Source organism: Salinibacterium sp. UTAS2018 (assembly GCF_004118935.1).
GTDB lineage: Bacteria > Actinomycetota > Actinomycetes > Actinomycetales > Microbacteriaceae > Rhodoglobus.
Map to the genome: position 1 here is coordinate 818,908 of NZ_CP035375.1, position 20,469 is coordinate 839,376.

Here is a 20,469-nt window from a genome sequence, read left to right on the forward strand (position 1 = left end):
AACGCTCTCCACTGAGCTCGAAGGTCACCGAATGGGGCAACCGCCGGGCCCATCGCAGCAGACGCTAGTCGAGGCGGCTGAAGCCTGTCACGCGCACGACAGCGATGCCTTCGGCGGCAGACTCGGCGAGATCGACGGTCGCGTTAATCGACCAGTCGTGGTTGCCCTCCGGGTCTTCAATGATTTGCCGCACGTGCCACTGGCCGGGCTCCTCGGTGATCGTGATCATTGCGGGACCGCGCGCGTCACCCGCCGTGGAGAGGGTGTCGTGCTCCTCGAAGTAGCGGTCGAGCGCCTCGCCCCATGCTTCTTCGTCGTAGCCGGCTGCGGCATCCAACTCACCGAGAGCGACCGCGTCGTCGCGGGCCGCCAACTGAACGCGACGGAACATTTCGTTGCGCACGAGAACACGGAAAGCACGGGCGTTCGTGACGACGGATGCTGGAGCGGGCGGCAACACCGGCTCGCCACTGGTAGCGGAGTCGACCCCGTTCGTCATAGCCTCCCACTCGTCGATGAGGCTCGAGTCGACCTGGCGGACCAGTTCGCCGAGCCACTCGATGAGGTCGAGCAGTTCGTCGGTCTTGGCGTCATCCGGAATCGTTTGGCGCGTGGCACGGTAGGCATCGGAGAGGTAGCGCAGCACGAGGCCCTCACTGCGGGCAAGACCGTAGAATCCCACGAAGTCGGCAAAGGTCATGGCGCGTTCGTAGAGGTCGCGCACGACGCTCTTGGGGCTCAGGGCGTAGTCGCCGATCCACGGCTGGCTCGCACGGTACATGTCGAAGGCGGCATCCAGCAGCTCTTCGAGGGGTTTGGGCCACGTCACGTCGTCGAGCAGTTCCATGCGCTGGTCGTACTCGATGCCCTCGGCCTTCATCGCCGCGACAGCCTCGCCGCGGGCCATGAACTGTTGCTGCGAGAGGATCGGGCGCGGGTCATCCAGTGTCGCTTCGAGCACGGAGATCATGTCGAGGGCGTAGGTCGGCGACTCTCGATCGAGCAGGTCGAATGACGCCACTGCGAATGGTGAGAGCGGTTGGTTGAGCGCAAAGTTCGCTTGCAGATCGACCGTGAGGCGAATCTCAATGCGTTCGTCGAAGCTCTCCACCTCTTCGCCATCCACGATCATGGTGTCGGCAACGCGGTGTTCTTCGACGATTTCGGCGGTGCGCAACGTGCGGTAGATCGCGAGCGCCTGCTTCGCTAGTTCGCGCTGCTTGTGACGGGGTTCGTGGTTGTCTTCGACGAGAGTGCGCACGTTCGAGAACACGTCGCCGCCGCGAGCGATCACGTTCAGGATCATGGCGTGGTTCATGCGCATGTTGCTCGTGAGCTGTTCCGGCTCGGCCGCAATCATCCGCTCAAAGCTGTTTTCGGTCCAGGTAACGAAACCCTCGGGTGGCTTCTTGCGCACGATCTTGCGCAGCTTTTTGGTGTCGTCGCCGGCTTTGGCAACGAGCTTGGCGTTTTCGGATTCGTGCTCGGGCGCTTGAGCGATGACAGTGCCCGCCGTGTCGAAACCAGCGCGGCCGGCCCGCCCGGCGATCTGGTGAAACTCACGGGCGGTCAGTTGACGCATCCGGGTGCCGTCGTACTTTGTGAGCTGAGTCAGCAGAACGGTACGGATGGGCACGTTGATGCCGACGCCGAGAGTATCGGTTCCGCAGATCACGCGCAGCAACCCGCGCTGAGCGAGTTGCTCAACCAGACGACGGTATTTGGGCAGCATGCCCGCGTGGTGCACGCCAATACCCGAACGAATGAGGCGCGAGAGCGTCTTTCCAAATACGGTCGTGAAACGGAAGTCACCGATCGCGTCGGCGATCTGGTCGCGCTGTTCGCGAGATACGACTTTGATGCTGGTCATCGCTTGAGCACGCTCGAGAGCAGCGGCCTGCGAGAAGTGCACGATGTAAATCGGTGCTTGCCCGGTGGAGAGTAGATCTTCCACGGTCTCGTGGATCGGCGTGATGGCCCACGAGTAGTGCAGGGGCACGGGACGTTCGACGCCGGTGATGAGGCTTGTCTCGCGGCCGGTGCGACGGCTCAGGTCATCCGCCAACGGCTGCATGTCTCCGAGCGTTGCCGACATGAGTACGAACTGAACCTTCGGGAGGATCAGCAGCGGCACCTGCCAGGCCCAGCCACGATCGGGATCGGCGTAAAAGTGGAACTCGTCCATCACGACTTGGTCAACGCGCGCATCGGCTCCCTCGCGCAGTGCCAGATTCGCCAGAATTTCAGCGGTGCAGCAGATGATGGGCGCATCGGCGTTCACGGAGGAATCTCCCGTGACCATCCCCACGTTCTCTGCACCGAACACCTCGACGAGAGCGAAGAACTTCTCGCTCACGAGCGCTTTGATGGGCGCGGTATAGAAGGTGCGCTGGCCCTGCGCGAGCGCAATGGCGTGCGCGGCAATCGCGACGAGCGACTTTCCCGTGCCCGTAGGCGTCGAGAGGATGACGTTGGCTCCCGAGACAAGCTCGATGACCGCTTCGTCCTGAGCGGGGTAAAGCTCGAGGCCGCGGCCGGATGCCCACCCGACGAAAGCGTCATAGGTTGCGTCTGCGTCAAAGGGCGTCGGAAGCGCATCCAGAAGTGAGGGCATTGTTCCACCGTAGCCGGGTCACCGGACATCGAAGCGCGACGGGCGCGCTACTAGCGGGCGACTAGCTCAGCGCGAGCATCACCGAGGCAGTGAGCGCGAGTGCCATTCCGAGCAATTGCACCCGGCTGACCTTCTCGTGCAGTGTGAAGCGCGCCAACACGATCGTTGCTAGCGGATACAGGCTCACGAGTACCGAAACGACGGCCAAGCTCCCGGCTTGCAGTGCGAACAAGATGAAGGCGTTGGATGCTGCCACGAGAACACCACCTGCGGCCGCGAGCATCCGAGACTGGCTCACACTCACGACGGGGCCGCCCTCGGGCTGGTGATCGAACTGGGCGAAGAAGCGGCGAATGGGACCGCTGAGGCGAGTGAGCGCGAGTAAGAGCAGCATCGCGACGAGGCCGACCACGATCTCGACGACGGCGGTGGCAAGGCCCGCAGATGCCGGGGCTTGGTCGAGCGCAATGAGAGCAGTACCAAGGCCGACACCCGAGACAACGCCGACCACGACGGTTCTCGGGCGAACGCGCGCAGCGGCATCCGAACGGGTGAGCGAGACGAGAAGAGCGCTCATAATGGCCAGCACAATGGCGACCCACGCGAGCACGGGCAAGCGCTCGCCTGAGACCGCAGCGAATCCGACCGGCACGACGGCCCCCACCACGGCGATGAGCGGGGCGACGAGACTCATCGGCCCGTCGGCGAGCGCCGCGTAGAAGGTAAGCAACCCGACGATGGCTGCTACTCCCGCAATGCCTCCCCACAGGATGGCGCCGGGCTCGAAACTGACGGTGACGAACAGCATCGCGATGAGCAGCGAAACAGCGGCGAAGACATGGATGATCGTGGTCGCCGGCACCACCTGCAAGCGTCGTGTACTCAAGCCGCCAAAGAAGTCGGAGACGCCGTAAAACACGGCGCCGGCGAGGGCGAGCACAACGCTGAGGATCATCTCGTCAGCATAGAGCCAGCGATGACCGCGAAGAGCACGTGAGTGCCGGTGGCGCGGGTAGAATTGGGTGTGCCTAATTCTTCACCCACCCCCGCCCACGGCCCGAGCGAACTCGACCCCGCCGAGCTTGAGGTTGCCCTCAAAGTGCTGAACCAGATGGTGGGCATGGATGAAGAGCACCCTGACTTTGTCACCGTGCGTCGGGCGACCGCCGCCATGTTCAAGGCTGTCAAGAAAGAGCGCCGCCTCGAGAAGCGCGCCGCCATCGCTGACGCCGACCGCGAAGTGATTGCTGCAACCGCTACCGGCGCCGCTGACCGCATCGATGACGAGACTCGCGGCATCCCCATTTCGACGACCACGACCACGCCAACCGCCGGCGAGCTGATCAAGGCTCGCCCCTGTTATGTCTGCAAGCAGCCGTACACGACCGTTGATTCGTTCTACCATCAGCTCTGCCCGAGCTGTGCGGCGTTCAATCACGCCAAGCGTGATGCCCGCACTGACCTCACCGGCAAGCGAGCGCTCCTCACCGGTGGCCGCGCGAAGATCGGCATGTATATCGCGCTGCGTCTGCTGCGGGATGGCGCGCACACCACCATCACGACGCGCTTTCCGCGGGATGCCGTTCGCCGCTTCTCGAGCCTGCCCGACTCCGCAGACTGGCTGCACCGCCTTCGCGTGGTCGGAATCGACCTCCGCGACCCCGCTCAGGTCATTGGGCTCGCCGACTCTGTCGCAGCTCAGGGCCCGCTCGACATCCTCATCAATAATGCGACGCAGACCGTGCGTCGCTCCCCTGGTGCTTACCAGCCTCTCGTCGATGGTGAGCTTGCTCCCCTGCCCGACGGCCCGCTGCCCGAGCTCGTGACCTTCGGGCACACAAACGACCCGCACCCGCAGGCCCTCGCGCAGTCGGTGTCGGCGCATCCAATCTTGGCCGCCGCTGCGACGCGTGCCGAAGAACTGACCGAGCAAGCGATGACGGCAGGCTCGAGTTCACTCGAGCGCCTCGCTGCCGGCACCGCGATTGACGCCGGTGGCCTCGTACCCGACCTCGACTCCATCAACTCGTGGACCCAGCACGTCGACCAGGTCGACCCACTGGAGATGCTCGAAGTTCAGCTCGCGAACACGACGGCGCCTTTCGTGCTGATCTCCAAACTGCGTCCTTCAATGGCGGCGTCAGAGTCGCGCCGCAAGTACATCGTCAATGTGTCGGCGATGGAGGGCGTGTTCGGTCGCGGCTACAAGGGCCCCGGGCATCCGCACACCAACATGGCCAAAGCCGCCGTGAACATGCTCACCCGCACGAGTGCCCGCGAGATGTTTGAGAGCGACGGCATTCTGATGACGAGTGTCGACACCGGCTGGATCACGGATGAGCGCCCACACCCCACCAAGGTGCGGCTGGCAGAAGAGGGTTTTCATGCGCCGCTCGACCTCGTCGATGGTGCGGCCCGCGTCTATGACCCCATCGTGCGCGGCGAGGACGGCGAAGATCTGTTCGGCATCTTCCTCAAGGACTACGACAAGAGCTCGTGGTGACCGCGATGGCTACCCCCGCAGAGTTTTTGAAAGCCACCACGAGCGGCACCCGTGTTGTAGTGCGTCACCTCATCGAAGATGGGCGCGCCACCGACTCCCTCGGCTACTTTCACCTCGCTGACGAGACGCACTGTGTTGTCGCCACCCAGCGTGGTCTCGAGACGATCGAACTCGCGAAGGTGATTGCCGCCAAAGAGATACCGCCGCCGCCAGCGCCACGGCCCCGAGCCGGGTCAGCGCCAGGGTCACCCGAATAGTAGGGGATGCGCCCGAACAGGCGTAGGCTGCTCGCTGGACTATTGGCCACTAGTGAATTGGTAAGTTGGAACCGTGGGCGTAAGAATCGAACGAATTGACCTTCCCGGGTTTGGCGTACGCAACGACGTCATCACGAACTCAGGATGCCGCGTCAGCGTGGTCTCGCTGCGGTCAGGAGAACGCGATCTCGCTTTCTTCAATGCGGATGACCCCGACTCCAACGCTGCGTCAATTTCGCTGACCGATGACGAAGCATCCGCCATCGCCGAAGTTCTCGGTTCGTCGCTCACGCTCAGTCGCCTCTCTGCTCTCGGCGAGAAGGCCGAAGGCCTCTTCAACGAAGAGATTTCGCTGCCCAATGGCTCCGGCTTTGTCGGCCACCCCATGGGCTCAATGAAAGCGCGCACCCTCACGAGTGCCTCCATCGTGGCCATCGTGCGCGGTAATGACGTTGTCGCATCCCCCGGCCCCGAAGTTGTTTTTGAGTCCGGCGACGTCATCGTTGCTGTCGGCACCCGCCAGGGCCTCGACGCCCTCGGCAAGCTCATCAATAACGGTCCCAGCTAAGAGCCGCGTATGCATGAGACGACGCAGCTACTCATCGAGGTTGGCGCTCTCCTGCTTGTTCTGAGTGTGCTCGGCAGGGTTGCCGCACGCTTCGGGTTCTCCGCGATCCCGCTCTACCTTCTCGCCGGTCTTGCCGTGGGCGAAGGCGGACTGCTGCCGCTTCAGGCCAGTGAAGAGTTCTTCGAGGTCGGCTCGCAGATCGGCGTGATCTTGTTGCTCGCGATGCTGGGGCTCGAGTACTCCGCTGACGAGCTCATGGCGAACCTCAAGACATCGCGGATGTCCGGGATTCTGGATGGCGTGTTCAATGCGCTTCCCGGCGCGCTGTTTGCCATTCTGCTCGGCTGGGAACCCGCCGCGGTCGTCGCTCTTGCCGGAGTGACCTGGGTCTCATCATCCGGAGTCATCGCCAAGGTTATTCGAGACCTCGGGCGACTCGGTAACCGTGAGACGCCAGTGATTCTTTCGATCCTGGTGATGGAAGACCTCGCCATGGCGTTCTATCTGCCGGTTCTGTCGGCGCTCGTGATCGGTGCCGGACTGCTGCAAGGGTCGATCACTGTTGCTATCGCCGTTGCTGTCGTCGTCACCATTCTTTACGTGGCACTGCGCCATGGTCGTGTCCTGTCGCGCTTGCTCCCCCAAAAGAACGCTGAAGCCTTGCTGCTCGGAGTAGTCGGGCTCACGATGCTCGTCGCGGGCCTCGCTGAGGCTGTGAACGTCTCGGCGGCCGTTGGCGCATTCCTCGTCGGCATCGCCATCTCGGGGCCTGTAGCGCACCAGTCAGCACAGCTCATCACTCCCCTGCGCGACCTCTTCGCCGCCGTCTTCTTTGTCTTCTTCGGGATCTCGACCTCGCCCGCCGACATCATTCCGGTGCTGCTGCCCGCGTTCGCCCTCGCTGTGCTCACGATCGGCACCAAAACGTACTCCGGGTACCGCGCTGCCAAACGTGCCGGCATTGCGGCGCCAGGTCGTTGGCGCACCGGGTTGGCTCTGACCCCGCGTGGAGAGTTCTCCATCGTCATCGCAGGCCTCGCCGTCGGCGCCGGCATCGAGCCCATGCTCGCGCCGCTCGCCACCGCCTACGTGCTCATGACGATCATCGCCGGCCCGCTGCTGGCTCGTGTGCCCGACACTGCCTGGTTCAAGGCGCGCGTGCGCAAGCCCGTCGCAGCACCGCCGACGACGCCCGTCGCTACCCGTTAGCCGTTAGCCGCTAGCAGCACGTCCGCGGTGGCGATGCGCAGTGGCGTTCGCGTCTCGCCACGAACCCTGCCTAGCGAACGAGAGTCTTTGCGTTGTAGGCGCGAACGTAGCTGGGGATCAGGAAAAGATCGACGATCAGCCAGACGTACGCGGCCACGATAAGCGGGATACCAATGAAAATGGCTGCCGTGGCGATGCCTATCCACCACAATGCAAGGAATCCGATCGCGCTGCCGATCCGCCCCAGGTAGAAGTAGTGGGCTGCGAAGCCGGTCAAAAAGATCGCCAGCAGATAGGTGATCGCGACGTCTTTGCGGGAAACCACCGCGACAACCTGAATGGGCGCCACGGCAGCAGGGGCATAGTGTTCGGTCCATGATGAGCCGCTCCACCATCTACTCAGGGTCGGGTCGTGCGGGTCGGCGTACCAGCCAGCAGGTGGGGCCACAGCGTCATCGGTCACAGAATCTCCTTCGTAGAACTGAGCCTATCTCTCCACCTACTCTGGGGTGTGCCTGCTTCAACAGGGAGCGAGCGCGCTGCCGAACGCTACTCGTCGCCCTTGTTCAGGTCGGAAAATTTCTCGGCCATGGTCGGGTTGCCGCGCGTGAGTTTCTTGATTGTCACGTCTTGGGCCTTGTCGTTGGCGAGGCGCAGGTTGCGGTTGGTGCCGAGCAGAGCATCCTTGGTCTTCTGCAGGTGATCGATCGACTTGTCGATCTCGTCAATCGCCGTTTGGAATTTGCGGGATGCCAGATCGAAGTTGCGCGCGAAGCCTGATTTGAACGAGTCGAGTTCCTCTTCAAAGTTTGTCACGTCAATGCTCTGCGCCTTCACGAGCGCGAGCTCGTTCTTATAGGTGAGCGAGTTGAGCGCCGCATTGCGGAGCACCGTGATGATGGGGATGAAGAACTGGGGGCGCACGACGTACATCTTCGGATACCGGTGAGAGACATCCACGATTCCGGAGTTGTAGAGCTCGCTATCGGGCTCGAGCAACGACACGAGCACCGCGTATTCGCAGCCTTTCTCGCTGCGGTCTTTGTCGAGTTCTTTCAAGAAGTCTTCGTTGCGCTTCTTGGTGGCTGTGGTGTCGGCTTCGTTCTTCATTTCGAACATGATCGAGACGATCTCGGTGCCGGACTCATCCGCCTCTTTGAAGATGTAGTCGCCCTTGCTACCGCTTCGAGCGTCATTGTCTTTCTCGAAATACGCCTTCGGAAACGCGGTAGCCCGAATTTGGTTGAACGTCGTTTCGCAGTGAATCTCGAGCGTCTCACCGATCATCTTGGTGGAGAGCCGTGCCTTCATGTCGCGCAGTCGCTCGATCGCGTCGTCGCGGTCCTTGAGCTGAGTCTCGTACTTGTCCTTCATCGAGGTTTCAGCGAGTTTCTTCTCCAGCTCGACCCGCTCAAGAGTGCCCTTGAGGCCATCGCGCTCTTTCTCGACGGCGCCGACCGCTGCTGAGAGCGCCAACTGCTGTTCTGAGCCTGCAGCCTGAAGCTTCGACTTCAGCGCCTGGATCTCGGCTTCTTTCTCTGCGGTGGCGGCTTGGAGCTCGCTCACACGCTTCGCTTCAGCCAGCTCGGCGGCAGACTCCCTCTCCCGCTTGGCTTTCTCGAGTTCGTTCGCCAGGGCATCACGCTCGGTTTGCACAGCGCTCAGAGCCTCGGACACTGCCAGCTTCTGAGCAACAGCGCCGGAGTCCAGCTGCGCCTTCAGCTCCTGTATGGCGGCATCCTTCTTCGATGCTTCGGCCTGCAGCTCCCGCGCGACCGTCGCTTCGGCAAGCGCGATCTCCGCCTTCTTGGTGGCCTCGGCCGACTCGAGGCGCTCGTGAAGCTCACTCTCGAACTCGCGGTCACGAATCTGCTTCACGATATCGGCATACCCCGCCTCATCGATCGTGAACGCTTTGCCACAGTGAGGGCAGGTAACTTCGTGCATCGGCGCGTCTTCCATTCAGCTCTGCGGGAGATGGATGCACGCCCGCTGCAGTTACTTCGCGCGGCGCACCCCAGTTCGTTCTCGCTCAGGCTAGTGGCTGCGGCGCTCGTGAGGCAGTTGCCGCACGGTTACTCGCGCCGGATGAGTACTTACGCCGTCTACCGTCGACTGATCGCAATCGCCGACATCGAAGGCTCGGATGCGCCTCTCGTATCGGGTTCCGCGCCGAGGCCGTCGATCCCCGCGGTATTTGGCAACTAGGGCGTGATGAGTGCTTTGAGGGTGTTTGGATCACGCGTCGCTTCGAACGCCTCTTCGACGCGATCGAGTGAGAAGGTACTAGTTACGAGTGACTCTAGGTCGACAGCTCCCGAAGCCACGAGCTCAATGGCTAACGGCCAGGTATTCGCGTAACGGAAGACGCCAGTAACAAGCAACTCGCGACCTTGAATTCGTGAAACGGGCAATGAAACATCGTCTGCGCCCATGCCGACGAGCACGGCGATTCCCGCGGGGGCGAGAGCCAAGATACCCGCGCGAATGGCGGAGGGAGCACCCGACGCATCGATGAACGCGTCGACCTCCGGGACCTCGTCAGCAGATACCACGGTCGGGTCGATCACTGATGTAGCGCCGAATTCAAGCGCTCGATCACGTCTGGCTGCGGCCAGATCAGAGACAATAACCTCGGTAGCGCCATACGCCCGCGCGACCTGAGCTAGCAGGATCCCTACCGGCCCTGCACCCGCGATCAACACCCGCGATCCTGGCTGAGTCAACGCTTTTTTATGCGCCCAAATCGCCACCGATAGCGGTTCGAATAACGAGGCCGCTTCCAACGATACGGAGTCTGGAATAGCGAAAGCGTAGTCAGCCTGAATCACAGCGAATTCGGCGAACGCCCCGTGAATCGGTGGGGTCGCGTAGAACTCGATGGACGGGCACAGGTTGTAGCGCCCGCGCTTACACTGTGTGCAGATGCGGCAAGCCCGCTGCGGCTCGATCGAGACGCGCTCGCCAATTCGGTCCGCCGAGACTTCTGTTCCTACGGCGACGATCGTGCCGGATGCTTCGTGGCCGAGAATAAGTGGAGCGTCGACAACGAAGTCGCCGATTCGACCTTCATGGAAATAGTGAACATCGGAACCACAGACACCGACGGCGGCAATTCGCACCAATACCTGGTCCGAAGCCAGAACAGGGGTATCAACCTCGCGAACAACGAGGTGGTGTGCACTCTCAAGCACGCTTGCACGCATGCGGGAAGGGACTTCTTGCAAGGAGCTCATTCTTCTGACCCTATTTCTCTAAAGTTCGGCAGGCGGGTTGGTTAGTGCAAAGCGTCGGCGATATGTCCTGCGACGCGAAGGGCGTTCGCGAAGATGGTTAGTGTGGGGTTCACGCTCCCGTTAGTGGGATGCAGCGAACTATCACACGCGTAGACCCGCCGTGTTCCCCACACACGACCGGTGGGAGCAGTGGCTGAAACTGCCGAGGAGCTGCCCATGCGCATGGTGCCACAGGAATGTTCCCCCGCAGCGGCGACGATCGCCGGTCCGGCCAGACGTTTCACGTCGTTCGCCCCGGCTTCGCGCAGCCACGCCGCAGCTGCGGTTGACATGAAGTCCTGAACTTCGCGGGTGCTCGAGTGCACTTCCTTGCGCAGTCGAGCGACAGGCTGCCCCCATCGGTCTGCGGCCAGAGACGAAACCTCAACCCGGGACGAGGCCATCGGAATCTCCTGACCGATCCCAAATGCACCAAACATGTGCTGTCTGCCCTCCCGCATCCACTCTTTGTGTTCGGAGCCCCATGCCGGATGCCCGAGGGCACCAGCCATACCAGCCGAGGTCACGGGCAGCATCTGGTTGAGGTCAAAAATTACCCCGCCTCCCCACGGTGACTGAGAGCTGTGCACGTGGTCGAGAGTCGCGATCGAGTGTCCCGGTCCCCGGAAGCTCTTCACCCCCGGGGAGATGTTGCCGAGGACCATCACGAAACTGTGATCATGGAGGTGGCGACCCACCTGGTCATTGCCAAGGCCGCTCGCCGCGATAAGACGCGGGGTCTCCACAGCGCCAGCCGCAACGACGACTACCGACGCCGTTACGTCAACCGTTTGAGGAGTCGTGCTCGCGTCAGCGACAATCTGCACTCGCGCGCCGCTGACGCCGTCTTCGATGTGAATCGCTTGGGCATCAACCATGAAGTCGCAACTCCCGGTGTTGATGGCGCGCGGGAGCAACGTGTTGTGCGCGCCACTCTTCGCATTCACCGGGCAAGCGTGGCCGACGCACTGCGCACATTTCACGCACGCGGGACGTCCATCGTGCGGAATTGAATTCAGCGCGAGGGGCACCGGGCCCCACCTCCAGCCGAGACGATCGGCTGCCGCGCCGAGCACCTCGCGCGCTGGCTCGCTTTCCATGGCAGGCAGAGGGTAGGGTCGCGAGCGCGGGGTGCGCGAGGTGAGACCGCCTTCCTCACCGGCGACGCCCAACTCGTCTTCCGCACGACCGTAATAAGGTTCCATTTCGGCGTAATCGACTGGCCAGTCCGCGAGACTGGTCCCCTCCGGCACGCCATACGTGGTGGCCATCGCAAAGTCCTCTGGCATGAACCGCCACGCCATACCCTGCCAAAGACGGGTCCCACCGCCGACAGTCATAGCGTTGAGGCCATAGGGGCCAGCGCTACCGTCGCCCTGAACCACAACCTCGTCGCCATCGGCGTTTTCAATAACACGCGGATGCCCTGCGCCAGGGCCAACAACTGAGTTGTAGAGGCCTGTGCGCTTGCCGTGTAGATGATCATCGCGGAGGGCGGCCTGGCTGAGCTGTAGAGCCCGCTCCACGATCAACACATTCTTTCCGCGCTCGGTGAGCACGCGGGCCGCTGATGCGCCGCCCGGCCCACTACCGATAATGACAGCGTCGTAACTACCACGGAGCTGATCGACGGTAATCGTCGGCAATAGCTCTGGTTCGACAGGCTCGACACCCTCCGGTAGTGACCTAAAACCGACCATTCCTGGCCCGGCAGGGTCTCGTCCCTCCGAAGGTGCGTAGAAGCCTTCCCAACTAATGCGCAGCAAAGTCGCGAGTTCGTCGGCGGCCTCAGCGAGTTGTCCAAGCTCGCTGAGAACCCGATCTTGTTCAGCTGCTGGAGCTCGCGAGAAGCTGGCTAGCCCGCCGCCCACGGCATCGTCTAGTCGATCCCCGAGAGAGCATAGGGCAGCGAGCGCCCAGTCCAGCTCAGGATTGATTGCAGCGTCAGCCAGTCCGCTGTCCGCGCCAGGAACGAGGTGATCTGCTACCCCTCCCTCCCAGCCGGCGGGGAAGTTGTCGGCGGGAATGATGCGATTGACGGCGGCGCGCAGCGTAGCGAGGCTGACGAGCTGACGCACAGTGCCATGAACGGTCATGAGAAGTGAGGTCCTTAGATCTGGCGGGTTTAGTGGTGATTTCAGACTTAGTCGTTCAGCCACTCATCCCGGCTTGGTGTGAGCGAACGCAGCTCTGCGAATACATCAGCCGGAATCGGTGTGTCGGCGAGCGCAAGTGTCGAAGCAGCCCGTCCCGGTGTAGACATGCCGACAACTGTGCAGTGGATGCGAAGGTCATCGAGAGAAAGCTGCAGCGCAGCCGCTGCTAGCGAAATCCCGTGTGCTGCGGCTACCTCACGCATCTTTTGCGAGGCTGCGATTGTCGCCGAGGACGCGTCTCTGTAGCTGTAGCGGGTGGTTCCGCGGGGCGCATCGGAGAGCATGCCGCCGCCGTAGGGCGCCGCATTGATGATTCCCATGCCGCGCGATGCAGCTGCATCAAGCAGCTCATCTGCAGTGCGGTCCAGGAGAGTGAAACGATTGTGTGTCTGGAGTACTTCGAACTCCCCTGTCTCCACATAGCGCTTCATCAAGGAGGCAGGACCTCCCGCCACTCCTATGTGTTGAGCAATGCCCTGATCGCGGAGAGAACGCAATGCCGCGACCGGTCCCCCGGGCGCCATGGCATCGTCGAAGTCCATCGTCTCAGGGTCGTGGAGGTGCAGTAAAGGAACGCTATCGACGCCGAGACGTTCCAAGCTCTCCTCCGCCGAACGCAACACTTGGTCACCGCCGAAGTAACCGGTGGTCATGTCACGATCGACTTTGGTGGCGATCACCAACCCCGCCGGTGAGACCCGAGCTATCGAGGCGGCAAGGCGTTGCTCACTCCGACCAGCGCCGTAATTAGCGCCAGTGTCGACAAAGTTGAAGGAACCAGACAGGGCGTCGTCGAGCGCTGCCGCGGCGCGTTCCTCGTCAACGGAGTAGCCGTGTGCACCGGGCATATCGCCGATAGCCGAGGTGCCAATGCCGACTGCGGTCACCATTATTCCTGTGGCGCCCAGTTCGCGCCCGCGCCAGGGAGTTACAGCGGCCATTAGCCCTTCACCCCTCCGGCCGAGAGACCACTTTGCCAGAAGCGCTGCAAGTACAGGAACGCAATCACCAACGGGATAATTGAGACGAACGAGCCGGTGATAACGATGGAGAAGAGCGCTAGAGCGCCACCGCCCGAAGCGCCCGCCTCTTGCCACTGTGCCAGCCCTACTGTGAGCGGGTAGAGCTTTGCGTCAGTAAGCATGATGAGCGGAAGGAAGTAGTTATTCCATGTCGCCACCAGTGCAAAAAGAAAGACGGTCACGATTCCCGGTGCCATTAGCTTCAACGAGACCTGCCAGAAAATTCGAAATTCGCTTGCTCCATCAATTCTGGCCGCCTCAATCAGACTGTCAGGAATCGCATCAGCCGCATAAACGCGCATCAGAAAAACACCGAACGGACTCACGATAGAGGGCAAGATCACCGCGAGCGGAGTATTAGTTAAGCCAACCGAAGCAAAGAGCAGATAGCTGGGGATTGCCAGTGCAGTAGCAGGAATCATGACTGCCCCGAGAACACTGCTGAAGATGACCTTCTGCCCCGGGAACCGGTACTTAGCAAAACCATAGCCAGCGGCGGTCGCGAGCAACGCTGCGCCGACGGCGCTCACTCCCGCATAGAGAGCTGTGTTGTATCCCCAGAGCAGGAATATCCCACCGTCGTAGGTAAAGACGTTTCCTATGTTCTTGAACAGCTCAATTGAGTTTCCAAACCACAGCCCGAAAGTGGAGAACAAGTCGCCGTTGCTCTTTGTGGAAGCAATAACCAACCAGAACAGCGGGAAGAGAAAGTAAGCCACACACGCCCACATGGCAACGGTAAGGATCGTGCTCCGACGCTGAGACGGGTCGAGAGATTTCTTCTTAGTTTTAGTGCTCACGATGATGCCCCTTCACGGCGCTGGGCCGACAACTGAACGACGTACGACACGATCATGATCACGATTCCTAAGAGGAATGCGAGCGCCGCCGCGTAGTTCACGTTCTGGTTGATGAATGCGACGTTGTACGCGTACAAGTTCGGAGAGAAGGCCGTACCGATAGCGTTGGGAGCGATCTTGTACAGCAGGTTGGGCTCATTAAAGAGTTGGAAGCTGCCGATTACCGAGAAGATCACCGTGAGCATGATTGCGGGCCGGATAGCAGGAATCTTGATACTCCAGGCGATGCGCAGCTGTCCGGCTCCGTCCACCTGGGCGGCTTCGTAGAGCTCTGCCGGCACGCTGCGCAGCGCAGCGAACATAATGATCATGTTGTACCCGACAAACTGCCAAATCACGATGTTCATTATCGAAGGGATTACGGTCTCCGAGGAGAGAAAGTCAAGAGTTCCGAGGCCCAAGCCACGAGAAACCTGGCTGATCGGCCCGAAGTCTTTACCGTACAAATAACCCCACATGAGCGCGGCCACTACGCCGGGCACTGCGTACGGCACGAACACGGCGAGACGTACGAAACGACTTCCGCGCACGCGTCCGCTGTCGAGAGCAAGCGCAATAATGAGCGAGAGCAACAGCATGATCGGCACTTGGATGAGCAGGAAAAGCCCCATACGTCCGATGCTTGCGAGGAAAGCGGGGTCCGCGACTGCCTGCACGTAGTTGTCGAACGCGACGAAGACCGTGCCGCCGATGAGTTGGGTCTTGAAGAGGCTCAAGTAGCCGGAATAGACAAGAGGGACAACAAACAAGCTGAGGAATGCCAGAACAAAAGGTCCGACAAAGAAGTACGCTGCAATATTTTTGGAGCGCTGGCTGGGACTGACCCGTTTACGGGATGTCGATTTCTGCCCCGTAGCGCTGGTGCGCCGGGTGGTGGTCATGCTCACGGCTTCTCCTTTGGATCCAGTGAGGTGCCGTGGCGGCCCGGCCTGAACCGAGCCGCCACAGCAATGGGGCGTTACTTAACAGTGAAGCCCTGATCGGTGCCGAACGTGACGACCGCGTCCTGCCAGGCGTCGAGTCCTGCAGTGAGGTCTCCGCGATCGGCGATGGCCGATCCCAGCGTCTCGTTAAAGCTGGAGTACACGAAGTCCATATACGGCAGCCACTGGAAGTCCGGGTCAACGGTCGGTGCGATTTCCGCAAAGAGCTTATTGACCTGCTGGCCGCTATAGAATTCAGGCGCCTGGTCGGAGAAATCAGCCGACTCGAGAGTTGAAATCAACGGCGGGAACAATGACTGCTCTAACGCGAGCAGGCGTGACGATTCCTCGTCGTGGTTGATGAACTCAGCCAGCTTGTACGCTGCAATCGGGTTCTTGCTCTCGGCCATGACAGCGTCAGATGCTCCACCCCAGAATCCAGATGCGGGATTCTCTGTGTCGTACTGCGGCAGCTCGGATACGCCCCAGTTACCTGAGGTATTGGCGATTGCGCCCTCGAGGAACGTCGGACCCCATGCTGCACCCAGCCAGCTCGCGTACTTGCCCTTGGCGAGACTCTGGAACCAGTTGTCGGTGAAGTCGGGCTCGACGGAGACTAGGTCCTCGTCGATGAGCTCCTGCCAGTAGGCCATGACCTCTTTCGCTTCAGCACTGTTCAAGTCGACGCCGACTGTCTCGTCGCCGTCATAGCTAAACGGCTTAGCGCCTGCCTGCCACAAAAGCCCTACCAATTGACCCGGGTTGTTACCGGGGAAGTTGGTGATGTAGGAGCCCGTCTTGTCCTTGATAGTGCGCGCAGCGACCGCATACTCATCCCACGTCGCGGGTGGTGTTACGCCTGCCTCGGCATAGATGTCCGTGCGATAGAGGTTTCCCATGGGACCGAAATCCTGTGGGATGCCGTAGACCGCGCCCTCGGAGGAAACTTGGCCCCACACTGACGAAACATAGTCGTCTGCGATGGCATCTGCTCCATAGGGTGCCAGATCCAGCAAGTCATTCTGGAACGAAGAAATGTACTGATATTCCATCTGTACGACGTCGGGTACCTCACCGGACTTTACGGCGGTACGGAGCTTTGTGTAATGGGAGAGACCCTGGCCGACGTTCGAAAGCTCCACCTTGATGTTGGGGTATGCCTCTTCAAACAAGTCGATCTCGGCCTGAATTTCGGGAACCCAAGACCACATAGTGAGTGTGGTCGGTGTGTTCATCGCTTCGTCAATTTGAGCCTGCGTGATCGGCTCGGTCAGGGCATCAGGTGCTGACCCCTCGGCCGAGCAGCCAGTGAGCAGCAGAGCTGCTGCCGCGGCACCCGCCACCAGTTTCGTCGCTGCGTTGAGACGGAACATTCTCATTTTTTCCTTTCCTTGGGCAACCGGGATCGGTTGCGCTAAGCTCCCGCATTCCCGACCAGTATCCGTACGGACCATGGCTCGAGAATGAGGACAGATGATTCGGCGATCGAGTCTCCACCGATAAGGTCGCGCAGAGGCCCGTCAGCCGGTGTGGTGGCATTCGCGACCTCCGGCGTCCAGTTGTGCACGAACCACACTCGCTCCCCGGCGTCATTGATACCCGAGGAGACATTCACGCCAACACCTAAGTCACTCCAGACTGAGGAAATCGGCGTTGGTGAAAACCAACGGCCGAGGTCTTTGCCGAGAACCGCGTTGGGCACCGTGCCTACGACGGTTACACGACCGGCACCGCTTTGTGCGCTCGTCATCGCGGCGAAACGGCCGAAACTGTGGTGCACATAGCCGAGCATTACGTCTGCTCCGTTCGGAGTGAGACCTTCGATCCATCGAGTGGCTTCGGCGCCCGGCGACAGCAAAAAACTAGGCGCGGTGACGTCGACAGTTTTTACTGCGATACTCGCATCGATATTGGAGAATTCATCGTAGGACGCGCCCGCTACGTCAGCGAGCATCGGCGGGGCTACGGCCATTCGTGCACGTGCCTCTTCATCGCCGTACGCCGTTCGAGGCCCAATGACAAGGTGCCCTCCACTCTCGGTGTAAGCGAGCAGTCGCTCGAGAGCATCGTCGCTGGCAGCGTACAAACCAGGAACAACGAGCACCGGGAAACGCTTGACGAACGTGTCGATGTCGCAGTCTAAGAATTGCGACACATTGACAATTCGTGCTTGCGCACCCGATTCGATAACGCCGCGATAGAACGCATTAAAGATTGTTGGGTACGATCCGCGATCGGGCTTATGATCTTCCGTCGCTAGCGGCGGGAAGAATTCGAGGGCCCACTTACTCTCAGTCGAGTACAGAAAAGCGACATCCGCGTCAGGCGTGTAACCGCTCATCGCCGGCCCGATCGCACGGAGTTTAGCGCCAAGCTCGGCGATCTCGTTGTACACGCGACCTGGCTTTTGGCTGTGAGGCAAAATGCCAACCCAGTAAGTTTCGGTCCCAAAGTGCAAAGTGTGCCAGTGCCAGTATTCGATCATGCTGGCCCCACGCGCAACTAGAGCGAGAGCGGCCTGGGCGAGCTGACCCGGGTAGGGTGGATAATTTTGTTCGGATCCGCCGATGGCACCTGCGTTAGTCTCGGTGACGAGAAAGCGCTCTTGGCGCGATGCGAACATACGGTCGGCTTGATTAGTAAGACCCCATACGCTGTTGCTCGCCCACGATTGGCGCGGTTCAATGATGCTCGTGGCATCAAGGCCATCCTGCATTTCGTAATAAGGGTTGCCCGCCGTAATGTCGAGCACCTTGGTGAGCTCTTCATCGTTCACCGCGGGGCGAGGGTACGCGATGCAGGTGGTGACGAACTGAGCGTCGTCGGCATACTCGCGCACAATGTCAGCTTGCCAACCGATGAAGTTTGTCGTGAGCTCCGCTTGGTAGGTTCGCCATGCAAGATCGTATTGCGGCAACGTATTACCGTCGGGAACCCAGAGCTGATTCCACTCGCTGATGCGGTGTGACCAGTAGACGAGGCCCCACTCGTGGTTGAGGGTGTCGGTGTCGCCGTAGCGTGCTTTTAGCCACTGCACGAAGCCCGCGAAGGTACCGGGGTTGTGAAAGAGCTCGAGGCCGGGCTCGTTGTCGACCTGATAGCCGATCACGGCAGGGTGGCTCGAGTAACGACCAACAACCGCACGAATGATGCGTTCTGCGTATGTTCGGAACAGCGGGCTCGAGTAGTCAACTTCCTGACGACCGCCCCAGCTCAGAGGGGTTCCCGTTGCGGAATGAGCCAGGAGCTCTGGATGCTTCGTCTGAAGCCACGGAGGCAGCGCGTAAGTCGGGGTGCCGAGGATGACGTGAATTCCACGCGCGTGCGCACCGTCAAGAATTGGCTCAAGCCACTCAAGGTTGAAGGTGTTGTCTTCGGGTTCCCACGTGGACCACACTGACTCTCCAACACGGATGACGCTGAAGTTCGCCTGCTGCATGAGATCAAGATCGAGGTCAAGCCGCTCGATCGTTTGGTACTCGTTGTAGTACGCAGCGCCGAAAAGAATGAGGTCTTTGTCGACATTGCGGGCGTCATTGCGTGTCACTGAGAATACTCCATTGTTGTTCGCGATCCCCGGTTTGTTACCGGAAACATTGGCACAACGACGAAGCTACAGCAAAATGTTACCGGAAACAAGCATGGTTTCAGAGTCGGGAAAAAGTCACGCCTAAACACATGCCGCGACGCCCCTCTGACACCGGAACCGGGCGCGTCGTTAGCTGTAAAGCGAAGCTAGGCGACGGGGGCGCGAGCTGTTGACGAGCGCAGAACAAGGTCGGCCGACACGTAATCTTCGCGAACGGGCGCCTCAGAATTATGAATCATCGAGAGCAGCATGTCGATGCTGTACTTGCCTTGCATATCGAAATGCGTCTGAACCGTCGTGAGGGGGGGTAGAAAAAATTCTGACTCCGGAATGTCGTCAAAACCGACGACGCTCATGTCATCCGGCACCGCGACACCTCGCTCAATGAGCGCACGCACAACCCCAAGGGCGACCTGATCATTGGTCGCTACAATCGCGGTGACCCCTCGGTCAAGAGGCATCTGTCGCGCAAGCTTGTAGCCAGAGGCGGCCGACCAATCCGTGTGAAGTGAGTCGAGCGGTTCGAGACCTCGGTGCAGCATCGCTCGGCGATAAGCATTCACACGATTAAGCGACGCGATCCAACTTGGCGGCCCGGCAATATTCAGGATCGTCGTGTGGCCCTGATCCACAAGATGGTCTACTAACTTTCGCGTGCCAACCGCGTTCAAACTCTCGTGCTCGGCACCAAGTTCATCTTCACGCTCAGTCTCAATGTAGAGAGGCACACCGAAATCCGCAGCTTCCAGCGCCTCACGCACGCGGTCGGTCGGAGCGCTTGCGATCACCCCCGCCAAGTTCTGTTGATACATCTCGTTGATTGCGTTCTGGGTCGCCTCGTCATCAGAGGGGAAAAGCGTGACAAGATCCAGCATGTAGCCGGCGTCACGTGCACGGCGGCTCGCTCCCTGCATGATCTGGCTTGGCCCGACCTCTAGCATTTCGTAAGCGAAAGCGCCGATACGGAGGGAGCGGTTGGTCGCAAGAGTTCGCGCAGCTTGGTTGGGGCGGTAGTTCAGCTCCGCGAGAGCCAGTTCAACGCGCTCGCGAGTTTCGGGTCGAATTCCCGGATACTTGCGAAGGTACCGCGACACCGTCTGGTGGGAGACCTTTGCTCGCGCAGCGACGTCATAAATAGTGGCTGCGCGCGACAGCTTTGAGGTACCGTCCTCGTCCGTTGCAACTCGCGTAGACATACTGCTCCTCACTTCGGGATCTGCAGAACCCGCTAGGGGCGCAGTTACACCAACCATAGAACTTTCCGGGGAAATATTTGCCGTAACTGCTCAAATCCTCGTGCCACCGCCGTCTCCGACACAGCGCCCAGCGCATCACATAAGCGCATTTCACAGTAGGACTCGCCACGAAACGCGTGCACCTCATCGGCATCGCGTGGTGGTGCCCTCTCGCCACAGCAGAACTATCGCTTGCCTATCCACCACATTTTTCGGAGTCGAACACCGACGCCGTTCCTCAGATCGAGAGATCGCCGG

16 protein-coding genes are annotated in these 20,469 nt (G+C 60.7%); 4 read left to right on the forward strand and 12 right to left on the reverse strand.

The annotated features are described in order from the left end of the window. Positions 1 to 64: 64 nt before the first annotated feature. Both ESZ53_RS03880 and ESZ53_RS03885 read right to left on the reverse strand, forming a co-directional pair. A complete protein-coding gene (locus ESZ53_RS03880) occupies positions 65 to 2,614 on the reverse strand; it encodes an RNA helicase (RefSeq protein ID WP_129071632.1) in 2,550 nt (849 codons plus the stop codon). 61 nt (positions 2,615 to 2,675) lie between these two features. Beyond that, positions 2,676 to 3,569 carry an EamA family transporter gene (locus tag ESZ53_RS03885; protein ID WP_129071633.1) on the reverse strand — a complete coding sequence of 298 codons (894 nt, stop codon included), beginning with the start codon at positions 3,567 to 3,569 and terminating at the stop codon, positions 2,676 to 2,678. Positions 3,570 to 3,638: 69 nt separating this feature from the next. Between ESZ53_RS03885 and ESZ53_RS03890 the strand changes: the two genes are divergently transcribed. From ESZ53_RS03890 to ESZ53_RS03905, 4 genes are all read left to right on the forward strand, one after another. Continuing rightward, on the forward strand, positions 3,639 to 5,117 hold the full coding sequence (locus ESZ53_RS03890) for an SDR family oxidoreductase (protein ID WP_129071634.1): 1,479 nt from the start codon (positions 3,639 to 3,641) through the stop codon (positions 5,115 to 5,117). Positions 5,118 to 5,122: 5 nt separating this feature from the next. Beyond that, complete coding sequence (locus ESZ53_RS03895; RefSeq protein WP_129071635.1) at positions 5,123 to 5,374, forward strand: hypothetical protein; 252 nt, start codon at positions 5,123 to 5,125, stop codon at positions 5,372 to 5,374. A gap of 73 nt (positions 5,375 to 5,447) precedes the next feature. After that, positions 5,448 to 5,942, forward strand: coding sequence for a cation:proton antiporter regulatory subunit (locus tag ESZ53_RS03900; RefSeq protein WP_129071636.1), 495 nt, complete (start codon positions 5,448 to 5,450; stop codon positions 5,940 to 5,942). Positions 5,943 to 5,951: 9 nt separating this feature from the next. Then, positions 5,952 to 7,151 (forward strand): cation:proton antiporter, encoded by a 1,200-nt coding sequence (locus ESZ53_RS03905; protein WP_129071637.1) that lies wholly within the window; start codon positions 5,952 to 5,954, stop codon positions 7,149 to 7,151. A 70-nt stretch (positions 7,152 to 7,221) separates the two neighbouring features. Here ESZ53_RS03905 and ESZ53_RS03910 read toward each other — a convergent pair whose 3' ends face one another. From ESZ53_RS03910 to ESZ53_RS03960, 10 genes are all read right to left on the reverse strand, one after another. After that, positions 7,222 to 7,614 (reverse strand): DUF2510 domain-containing protein, encoded by a 393-nt coding sequence (locus tag ESZ53_RS03910; RefSeq protein ID WP_210403832.1) that lies wholly within the window; start codon positions 7,612 to 7,614, stop codon positions 7,222 to 7,224. 86 nt (positions 7,615 to 7,700) lie between these two features. Continuing rightward, on the reverse strand, positions 7,701 to 9,098 hold the full coding sequence (locus ESZ53_RS03920) for a DUF2130 domain-containing protein (protein WP_129071638.1): 1,398 nt from the start codon (positions 9,096 to 9,098) through the stop codon (positions 7,701 to 7,703). A 257-nt stretch (positions 9,099 to 9,355) separates the two neighbouring features. Continuing rightward, on the reverse strand, positions 9,356 to 10,387 hold the full coding sequence (locus tag ESZ53_RS03925; RefSeq protein WP_129071639.1) for an NAD(P)-dependent alcohol dehydrogenase: 1,032 nt from the start codon (positions 10,385 to 10,387) through the stop codon (positions 9,356 to 9,358). A gap of 41 nt (positions 10,388 to 10,428) precedes the next feature. Next, a complete protein-coding gene (locus tag ESZ53_RS03930; RefSeq protein WP_129071640.1) occupies positions 10,429 to 12,522 on the reverse strand; it encodes a GMC family oxidoreductase N-terminal domain-containing protein in 2,094 nt (697 codons plus the stop codon). A gap of 47 nt (positions 12,523 to 12,569) precedes the next feature. Beyond that, positions 12,570 to 13,523 carry an aldo/keto reductase gene (locus ESZ53_RS03935; protein ID WP_197131746.1) on the reverse strand — a complete coding sequence of 318 codons (954 nt, stop codon included), beginning with the start codon at positions 13,521 to 13,523 and terminating at the stop codon, positions 12,570 to 12,572. After that, the gene (locus ESZ53_RS03940) at positions 13,523 to 14,335 is read right to left on the reverse strand and encodes a carbohydrate ABC transporter permease (protein ID WP_129073485.1); all 813 of its coding nucleotides are present in this window, start codon (positions 14,333 to 14,335) and stop codon (positions 13,523 to 13,525) included. The genes ESZ53_RS03935 and ESZ53_RS03940 overlap by 1 nt, the downstream gene beginning before the upstream one ends. A gap of 65 nt (positions 14,336 to 14,400) precedes the next feature. Then, positions 14,401 to 15,345 carry a carbohydrate ABC transporter permease gene (locus tag ESZ53_RS03945; protein WP_129071641.1) on the reverse strand — a complete coding sequence of 315 codons (945 nt, stop codon included), beginning with the start codon at positions 15,343 to 15,345 and terminating at the stop codon, positions 14,401 to 14,403. Positions 15,346 to 15,422: 77 nt separating this feature from the next. Then, on the reverse strand, positions 15,423 to 16,760 hold the full coding sequence (locus tag ESZ53_RS03950) for an ABC transporter substrate-binding protein (RefSeq protein ID WP_129071642.1): 1,338 nt from the start codon (positions 16,758 to 16,760) through the stop codon (positions 15,423 to 15,425). A 41-nt stretch (positions 16,761 to 16,801) separates the two neighbouring features. Beyond that, positions 16,802 to 18,934 (reverse strand): beta-galactosidase, encoded by a 2,133-nt coding sequence (locus ESZ53_RS03955; RefSeq protein ID WP_246837375.1) that lies wholly within the window; start codon positions 18,932 to 18,934, stop codon positions 16,802 to 16,804. A 188-nt stretch (positions 18,935 to 19,122) separates the two neighbouring features. After that, positions 19,123 to 20,172: a LacI family DNA-binding transcriptional regulator gene (locus ESZ53_RS03960; RefSeq protein ID WP_168187180.1), complete on the reverse strand. Its 1,050-nt coding sequence runs from the start codon at positions 20,170 to 20,172 to the stop codon at positions 19,123 to 19,125. Between the last annotated feature and the right edge of the window lie 297 nt (positions 20,173 to 20,469).